8 protein-coding genes are annotated in these 9,430 nt (G+C 33.8%); 7 read left to right on the top strand and 1 reads right to left on the bottom strand.

Translation table 11 applies throughout. From position 1 onward, the window contains the following. Positions 1-836 precede the first annotated feature (836 nt). The 7 genes from GOQ24_RS14435 to GOQ24_RS14405 all read left to right on the top strand — a co-directional run bounded on the left by GOQ24_RS14435 (position 837) and on the right by GOQ24_RS14405 (position 8,864). Positions 837-1,676, top strand: a complete 840-nt coding sequence (locus GOQ24_RS14435) for a hypothetical protein (RefSeq protein WP_155091694.1) — start codon at positions 837-839, stop codon at positions 1,674-1,676. 29 nt (positions 1,677-1,705) lie between these two features. Next, complete coding sequence (locus tag GOQ24_RS14430; protein ID WP_160340007.1) at positions 1,706-2,287, top strand: Crp/Fnr family transcriptional regulator; 582 nt, start codon at positions 1,706-1,708, stop codon at positions 2,285-2,287. A 107-nt stretch (positions 2,288-2,394) separates the two neighbouring features. Continuing rightward, the gene (locus tag GOQ24_RS14425) at positions 2,395-2,844 is read left to right on the top strand and encodes a carboxymuconolactone decarboxylase family protein (protein ID WP_155091696.1); all 450 of its coding nucleotides are present in this window, start codon (positions 2,395-2,397) and stop codon (positions 2,842-2,844) included. Between the two features lie 341 nt (positions 2,845-3,185). Then, on the top strand, positions 3,186-4,673 hold the full coding sequence (locus GOQ24_RS14420; RefSeq protein WP_155091697.1) for a hypothetical protein: 1,488 nt from the start codon (positions 3,186-3,188) through the stop codon (positions 4,671-4,673). Between the two features lie 23 nt (positions 4,674-4,696). After that, complete coding sequence (locus tag GOQ24_RS14415) at positions 4,697-5,035, top strand: hypothetical protein (RefSeq protein ID WP_155091698.1); 339 nt, start codon at positions 4,697-4,699, stop codon at positions 5,033-5,035. A gap of 30 nt (positions 5,036-5,065) precedes the next feature. Continuing rightward, the gene (locus tag GOQ24_RS14410; RefSeq protein WP_155091699.1) at positions 5,066-7,393 is read left to right on the top strand and encodes a hypothetical protein; all 2,328 of its coding nucleotides are present in this window, start codon (positions 5,066-5,068) and stop codon (positions 7,391-7,393) included. Positions 7,394-7,499: 106 nt separating this feature from the next. Then, on the top strand, positions 7,500-8,864 hold the full coding sequence (locus GOQ24_RS14405; RefSeq protein WP_160340006.1) for a hypothetical protein: 1,365 nt from the start codon (positions 7,500-7,502) through the stop codon (positions 8,862-8,864). A 26-nt stretch (positions 8,865-8,890) separates the two neighbouring features. Here the strand turns inward: GOQ24_RS14405 and GOQ24_RS14400 are convergent. Further along, positions 8,891-9,430, bottom strand: a 540-nt coding sequence (locus GOQ24_RS14400) for an IS66 family transposase (RefSeq protein ID WP_160340005.1), incomplete at its 5' end; no start/stop codon positions are given.

Below are 9,430 nucleotides of genomic sequence, written 5' to 3'. Positions count from 1 at the left end.
TTGAATAATTGTGACTAATTAGGTGTATTATTGTCAAAATATTCCCTAAACTGCTTTTTATGGTATTATAAAATGACGAAGTAGTAAAGACAGTTTTAATTTAAAATTGATAGGTGGGATTTCAAGAGGTAAAGTTCACTATTCAAAGTAATTTTCAACTTAATATATAAGTTTAATAAGAACAGACTACTGTGGTTATAGCATTAAGTAGTTTATGTAATATGCGTTTTGTGTTTTAATATGGTACAAAATGTGTGATTTGTATATGAATCTTTTGAAAGTGTATTTAATACTGCACTATATTTGTATAAAGTAGTAGTTAGTGTTTTTTGTAAATAGGTGTTTGATACTTTTAAGTTAAAAGGATATAAATAAGCTTGGAGGACTTAGTTAAATAGATAGTTTATAAGCTCATTAATCAAAGCTTGTTTACAAGTTTGAATATTGCAACAGTTTGCAAAGCATAACTATGATAGTATTTAAGAATAAAGTTTAGTAAAGTAAATTTATTTGTACTTGAACGTAGGTCTTAAAAAGGGCATTAGGACTCATTAATAGACGTTTAATTGTGCATTTAAGTTTATAAGTATAGTGAATGAAGGCAATGGTGCTTTGTAGCGTTGCTGAAGTTTAATTAACTAATTTAAGTTTGCCGTTTTGTACTGTTTTTAATTTTGTTAATAATTGTAGGTAATTATTATTAATACAATAAAATTAAAAGACAAAAGGTGTATTTTAAAAAGTTAGATTTATTTTCAAAACAATAAAAAAAGATTACCAATAAATTGATACTACAGTATTGAACTATTGGATATTACTGTTAAAATAGATAAGGCATGATAGAAAAGTTATTAGCATTACAAGATAGAATTTATAAATACTACAATAAAGACTATCCGTATAGTCTGATATATTCGCCTCGAATTAGTTTTTCTAAGATTGGTGAGTTATTTGAGTTAAATTATTTTGGAGATGGATATGATGAGGATACTGATGTATCAAGCGAAGTTTTTGAACAAGAGGAAGGATACAACTTTGGCTTTTGTGCAGTTTTAGATTTGATTATCGCTAATCCAGATGCTTTTGTTTCATTGAATTTTAATGGACCAGATGCTGGTGCAAATGGCTTTCGCAATTGGGACTTTAGTCGTTTAGCTAAAGCAGATATTACTTTAAATAATGTTCGGTCTTTTAAAGTAAATTTGACAGATATGGGCGATCACAATCTTTGTTTAATTGGTGAATGTGATCTCGAAGATGGAATGATTGCTAAGTTAGTATCAAAAATGCCTAAATTAAAGATTCTTCAAGTTCCTTCGGCACCCGATGCAACCTTTTTTGAAGTGCCAAATTTGCGGTTAGAGCAATTAATAGTTCATTCGGGATATCACCATCAAAACTTTATATACAACCTTGCCAAGAGTCAAAATATGAAGTATTTAAAGATGTTAGACTTTACAGATATTTTTGACTATTACAGCGATCGTAGCGAAAATGAGTTTACTTCACTATTAGATTATGTAGCCCTATTTAAGTCAGAGCTGTTTCAATCCAATTCAAATTTTCTATTCAAGCTTAGAGATAATAGGATAACAGCTACCAATTGTAAGATGTTGTTGAGTATTGCTCAAGTACAGCTTTATCACGTCATAGAAATTCCAGGACAGTATAAGTAATTAAATAGTGAGTGATAATTTGTTTTCAAATGAGTAAAGAGTTCTTATTTAAACATATTCAAAAGTTTATACCTTTTATAAGTCAAAGTGAAGTTGAGCAAATCTATACTTATTTTACAGCGCTTAATCTAAAGAAAAAGGAGATAGTTCAGCATGAAGAAGAACTTTGTAGGTCTATGTTGTTTGTCTGCAAGGGTTGTCTTCACAGCTATTATATAAAAGATAACGGCTCTTTACAAACTCTTGATTTTGCAATTGAATCTTGGTGGATCTGTGACTATATGGCTTTTGAAAACAGTAGCTTGAGTGATTTGACTATACAAGCTGTTGAAACCTCAATTGTTTTGTCTCTAAGTAGAGAATCCCTTGATGCGTTATTACAGCATCATCCTGTGATGGAACAATATTTTAGAAGAATATTTCAGCGAAGTTACGCAGCCGCACAAAAGAGAGTACAGTTCTTATATCAATATTCAAGAGAAGAACTCTATTTTCACTTTGCTTCGCATTACCCCGAATTTGTACAAAGAGTACCTCAATATTTACTTGCCTCTTATTTAGGTTTTACTCCTGAATATCTAAGTGAGATTAAAAAGAACAGTTTGCGTTAATATCGTCTCTTTTACTTTTTTCCACATTGGTTGTTTTATTAAACCTGTTTAAGTTTTTTGCTATTTGCTTTACTGAGCTTTGTAGGGTAATATTAAAAACGAAAATGATGAGTAATAGAAGACAAATCAACCAGGTGGACCCTAAAGCTTATAAGGGGATGATCGTATTAGAGCAGTATTTAGATCAAAGTGATTTAACGCCAATTCACAAAGAGTTAATTAAAGTGCGAACATCTCAGATTAATGGATGTGGTTATTGCCTCGATATACACAGTCAAGATGCTCTAAAAAACGGAGAGCGTATTCAAAGACTTTTAGTTTTAGCAGCCTGGAGAGAAACAGAGCTTTTCTCAGAAGAAGAACGTCTTATTTTAGAAATGACTGAGTCAATAGCATATATCCATAGGGGAGGTATTATTGATAGTGTTTACGATCGAGCGCTATTGCTTTTTGGACAAGATTACCTTGTTCAATTAATTATGTGTATGGTAACTATTAATGCTTGGAATCGAATAGGAGTTAGTACTCAAATGAAGGCTAAAGAGAAAAGAGAATAGTATTTATTTAATACTCTGAAATTAATGTTAACGAAAGCCGTTGTAAAAGTATTTTTGCAACGGCTTTATTTGTCTTTATGTGTGTAATTTTTGTTAAATATTGATATATATGTGTTGAAAGTGGTAAATGGTCTATTTATGTTTTAACTGTTTTAGTATAATTTATTTAACTTAAATATATGCAATTTAAGTTAATTATTGTTTTTAATGTTGTTTATTTACTTAAATAGTTTCAATAATTTAATTTTAATGTTTAAATATTTGAATTTAGGATATTATGTTAACTTTTATAGCGCATATAGTATAGAGTAAATATATTGTTCACAAAAAAATAAAATAGAATGAAGAAAAAACTACTGTTGTTATCTTGTTTGTTTGCTATCGGATTAGTAAACGCACAAGAATCTCAAAAGCGAATTGGAATAGGTGTTTCTCTACCAGATCCAAGCGCTATTTTACATGTGGAATCCACTGATAAAGGGGTGTTAATTCCAAATGTTGTTATTGAAGACCTTAGTAAGAAAGATCCTATTGAAGGGGAAATAAAAGAAAGTTTATTAGTATATAACAATGATGCAACACATGTAGCTAAAGGTTACTACTATTGGACAACGAATGCAAAAGGAGATAGTAAATGGGTTCGAGTAATTACAAGTGATGATGCAAGTGAAATTTTAGGTGGACAAATACAAGAGAAGTTTACAATCGAAGAGAAAGATATTGAAAAATATGTACTTGATACAGATGGTAAGATTAAACTTGATGCTCAAGGTCAGCCTGAAACAGAAACATTAAAGATTAAAGGTCTTGTTGTTTATGCTCCAGATAAGCTAAAACCAACAGAAGATATCGTCAATATTGATGTTCCTGAAATTGTGAAAGAGTCTCAGACTTTGACCTCTTTTGAATTAGGACATTATCTCTTATACCACTATGATAATGGTAAGTCATACAGAGAACCTTTAACTCCAGAGGAGGAATTGGATTTAGGCACAGTTCAAGAAGGAGACCCAACAACCGAGTTGGAGTTGATCTTTAGAGATGAAAACCAAAATGTACACAAATATGCTGTTAGAGATTTATTAGGAGCTGATAATGAAGAGGTAAAGGCGATTACTAAATTAGATGTAAACAGTACTTTAGATGGATTAGACTTTACAGATGATAAAGGAACAGAGAAGAAAATTAGCTTAGTAGAATTAGTTAAAAACTTAGAAGCTAAAACGTCTCTTGATATTACAGCTGATGATGAATTGATCTATATCAACGAACTTGGTGGAGGTTCTACTTTCCGTTTCTCCTTGCGTACGATCGTACGTGAGCCATGGAGAGTTGCCGAGACTAACAAAGAAGCTACTTTAAACTCTGAGAATATTTTTACTCAAGGATGGGTAGGAGTAGGAGTGACTGCAGCTGAAGCTCAAGCGGCAATTACAAGTCCTAAACCAGATGAGAAATTGCGCGTAAATGGAAGCATCTATGCTCGAAATAGTTACTATGCCGATTACGTATTTGAGAATTATTTTACTAAAGAGGCTTCGTCTTTAAAATACGACTATAACTTCAAAGATTTATCTACGGTAGAATCATTTATTAAAGAAAACTATCACTTACCAGGTATTACACCTGTATCAGCTCTTGATAAAAGTAGTGAAGAAGGTTATTTAATTAATGTTTCAGAATTGTCTATCCAATTGTTAGAAAAGGTAGAGGAACTTTATCTGCACACTATTGATCAACACAAAATAATCAATGAACAACGTGAGCAGTTAAAAATGCAAGAAGATCGCCTTCAAGCGATCGAAGAGTATCTTAAACAATTAAAGTAGTACAATAAAAAACAGATATGATTATGAATTACATAAAAAATATAGTGAAACACTTTGCTGTAGTGCTAATGCTGTTTTTGAGTATTGGAGCTTTTGCTCAGGTAAATAAGACTGCAGGTACACGTATTACAGATGTCACTACAGAAAAGGAATTAAACCAGGCAGCTATTTTAGACTTAGATAGCTCTACTCGTGGATTCTATATGCCAAGGATGAATACTGCTCAACGCGATCAGTTAGGCGAGAAGTTATTAGAAGAAATGGCAAATGGAAAAGAGAATACAGGTTTGTCTATTTACAATACGACGACGGACTGTATTGAGTATTGGAATGCTGAGACTTCAAAATGGCGAAGCTTATGAGGTAGTTTACCACCTGCAAAACTGGACTTCTTGGATGGTTGTAGCAATATAGATGTAGATGGGTCTATTCAGATTCCGGGTGTACAAGGACCTGCTTGGCAACAAGGGATATCTTTAAATGGAGATCAAAACTTTATTACTATTCGCGTATATGTTTCTCAGATTGGTACGTATCAAATCAGTGCTGATTCTGGTAACGGGTATTTCTTTACTGCTGATGGACAATTTCAGGCAGAAGGAAATTATACTGTAGTATTAAAGGGCATGGGAGCTCCTAAACAAGGATATGATCAAGGGGGTACAGGTAAGAAAGGAGACCAAGTAAAGTTTACTTTTAATGGAGTTCCTTCAAAGAAATGTCCTGATGGAGTTGAAATTAAAGTGGTTCCTGCTGATTTGCGCTTAGAAATTGTTAGAACTACTTACGAAGCGGCAGGTAAATATTACGTAGGTAAAGAGGCAAGTGAAGATGAAGGAAATACATTGACATTACAAGTAGATGTTAAGATCCCTGGTACTCCAACTATTAGTGCTGTAAATGAAACATTGGGGATTGGATTTGTAAAAGTAGTGGAGTTTAAGCAAGCTGGTATTCAGGAGGTTGTGTTGACGCCGATGAGTGGTAAACTTCTTCCAAATAACAATGATGATGCAAGTTATCCTCTTGAGCTTGATATTTCTGTGAAGGAAGCTGATAAGACAACTACAATTAACGGTGCTAAAGCAATTATCAAAATAGAAGGGACGGAAATTTCTTTTGACCCAACTAAAGTTGACTTTGGTCGAGAGCCTATTTACAAGGATTCTCCTATGAATAAGAATCACGTGATTACGGTTCCTGTTAAAGTAATCGCTTCTGGTAAAGCATCTTTATCGCTTAAAAATGCTGAGGGAGTTGAGTTTGAAGCTAAGGATGTGGTGTTTAATAAATTGGACAATCCAAATGAAACGCAGAATGTGGTGTTCACTCCTGTGTTAAATGATAAGAAAATGCCGGCAGAGGAGACTTCTGATTTTACAATGTCTGGTGTGGCTTCTCGATTTACAATTACAGGTGATAAGATTATTAAATTTAATCTTGCTCAAAAACCAGTATCTTATACTGTAGATTGTGCTAAGATTAAATCAAACCGTTCAACTGTACCTTATAATAAAGAGATTGGTGATACTTATCACATCATCGTTCCTGTGGATGTTGATGTTGCTGGAGAATATGAAATTGTGACAGAGAACGCTGCTGATGGATTATTCTTTAGTAGTACTGTCAATGGAGTAAAACAAGTATTTCCTGGAACAGGACCACAACAAGTGATTTTATATCCTGTAAACAAAAATGTTGTACCAGCTAATAAGGGAACTTACGACGTTCGTATTATCAATACTGACGGTAATGCAAAAACGATGTGTGAGGCTAAGTTCAAAGTAAAAGTCGGAAATCCTGATTTGAATATTTTATATATAGGTTCTGATTACGAAGCTGATTTTTATGTATTTGACCGTTATGTATTGCGTGGAAATAAATTTGGAGAGACTGGTAGAATACTTGAAACAGGTCAGTTAAAAGTAGATAAAGTTATTTTGCACTATGCCGATCGTATAGAGAGAAAAGTATTGCAACCTAATAGTTATGGACATGCTAATGGAAAAGCCATGAGAACAGATCTTGCCAATAAAATTAGCACTGGTGATTATAACTTTATTTTCATAGACGGAATTAGCACCTTTAATTATAGTATGGATAAGCAGGTTGCAGATGCACTTGAGCAATACCTGAAAGACAAGAAGGGAATTGTATTAGCGGCTTCATCTCTGTCCAGATATGATGGAGGGTATAGGGCTAGAATGAAAACAATGAGTGCTTGGGGGAATGATGGAAAAACCTATCCTGAGAAGTATGCTCTTCTCGATTTAGTGGTGAAGTTAAATAATAATATAGATTTTGATACTAAGTATTTAAGAATTGCAAATAATGAGAAAGATGTACTTGGTTTCTTAGCTCCAAATGATCGATTGAAGATGATTACGCATTATAGCTATATGCCAGGCTATGGAATTATGTGGTATTTTGGGATGTCATCTTTAGATCTTACAGGAGGAAACTTTATTGCTTTGACAACAGCTACGCAAAACGCTCCTGAAGGAAGTATTGTTATACACAAGGATTACGATTTTATTTTTGCTCCTGTACTTGAGAGTACGCAAGACCGTTTTATGTTTGATTATCTTAAAGTAAGGAATAGTCCTGATTATGATATTATTACGAGAAATGGTCCGGATCACAATAACTATAAAAAAACGTATGATGCGTATATGGGGAATTTACTTATCTCTATCTTCTCTAAATTAATGAATGAATAATTAATAGATAAAATAAAAACTCCTAATTGGTTTTAGATTAGGAGTTTTTATTCTTGGTTATTTCTGTACTTATTGGAATGGCTAAGACTTATCAAACTTATATTTTATGAATAAGATAAAAAATAGTATAAAGCAGCTTGCTGTTGTTCTTTTATTGCTTATTTGTTCTACCGTTTGGGCGCAAAATGAAAAGAGTGTAGGGACTCGTATTACAGATAAGACAACGAATAAAGAATTAACAAGTACAGCTATATTGGATTTGGACAGTTCCACACGTGGATTCCATATGCCAAGAATGAATACAACTCAACGAGATCAATTAGCCGCTCGGCTAATGGCGGATGAGTCAACTGGAATAGAAACTACGGGGATGGTGATATTTAATACGTCTAATGACTGTATTGAATATTGGCATGCGAGTACGGGAAAATGGAGAAGTTTATGTGGAAGTTTACCTCCTGCTAAGTTCGACTTTATCACGGGTTGTGAGAATATAAAACCAAGTGGAGGATTTACGATCGAGGGGATACCTGCACCGAGTTGGCAGCAAGGTTTTGCTTTAGATCCTACGAAGCACTTTCTTCAGATAGAGGTTTACGTTTCACAGATTGGTACGTATAGTATTAGTGCAGATTCTGGCAACGGTTATTTCTTCTCCGCTGAGGGGCAGTTCCAAGCTATTGGTAATTACACCATCTATTTAAAAGGACGTGGTATGCCTAAGAAAGGGCATCCACAATCAAGTGGTGAAAAAGATAAATTGAAGTTCACCTTTAATGGATTGCCTTCTAAGAAGTGTAATGTGGGATATGATGTAACCATTATCCCAGCATTTTTAAAATTCCAGATTAATAAAGCAACTTATCCTGCACTTGGCAAGTACTACTTCAACGAGGATATGAGCGAGGCTGCTGGTAATAAGATTGATTTATTAGTTAATGTGGATGTTATTGGTACAGCTAAAATTACGGCTAAGAATGATGAGCTTGGGCTGCATTTCTTTGCTGAAAAAGAGTTTACTTTAGACGGGCCAAAACAACCCGTTACTCTATTACCTGTAGCAGGTCATGTCAAACCTTTAAAGAACGACTTAGAGAGTTATGAGTTAACTTTTGAAGTAGATGGTGTTCCTTTAAAAGATATTGATGTTACCATCAACGAAGCGAAAGCCTCTGTTAAGGTGGAGCCTACGACAGTTGCCTATGATGCTACGCAAGTAAACTTTGGCAGTGAACCATTATATCGTGGTACTGCTATTAATGCCAGAAATACGATTACAGTTCCTGTTAAGGTGGTTTCGCCTGGTATTACTAAACTAAAACTGACCAATGCTGAAGGAGTGGAGTTTGTCTCTGAGTCACAGACTTTTGTTCGAAATAAAGCAAATCCAGATCAAACGGTTTCTGTATTATTTAACGCTAATGTGAATGGTATACAAATGCCTTCTTCGCCAACATCGTATCCACCCTAGCAAGTACATCTTGTGAGGTATAAAAATTATTCTACAGCGTCAGAGATTGCCTTTTTATAGTTATGAGGATATAAATCTGTAATATTCTTATGATTGATAGATTGAATATTTTCTAGAACATATTTAAGCCATTGATATGGATTAACATCGTGTTTTTTGCAGTTAGCAAAAAAGGTATAAGCCATCGCTGCTCTTTGCGCTGCATCGTGTGATCCTGCGAACAAGTAATTTTTACGACCAAGCGCTACAGGTCTAATAGCGTTTTCTACAAGATTATTGTCAATCTGTAGATTTCCATCATATAAGTACGCACTAAGATTATCCCATCTAGTTTGAGAGTAAGCAAAGGCCTTGCCTATTTGACTTTTAGGAAGTGTAAGTTTCATTTGAACAAACATATATTTACCCAATTCATTGATGATAGGTAAACTCTCTTTTAGACGAAGCTCTTTGATTTGATCAGCTGTTAAGTTTTGTTCCTTCGCCTTTTTTTCCACAGCATATAGTTTCTGTATTTCTATAAGTACATGCTGTGCTTTTGTCTTATCATTGTCAAGAGCTCTTTC

The sequence above is a fragment of the Myroides sp. LoEW2-1 genome (genome assembly GCF_009767705.1).
Taxonomy (GTDB): domain Bacteria; phylum Bacteroidota; class Bacteroidia; order Flavobacteriales; family Flavobacteriaceae; genus Flavobacterium; species Flavobacterium album_A.
The sequence above is the reverse complement of the archived record's forward strand: the minus strand, read 5'-3'. Positions and strand labels throughout refer to the sequence as shown.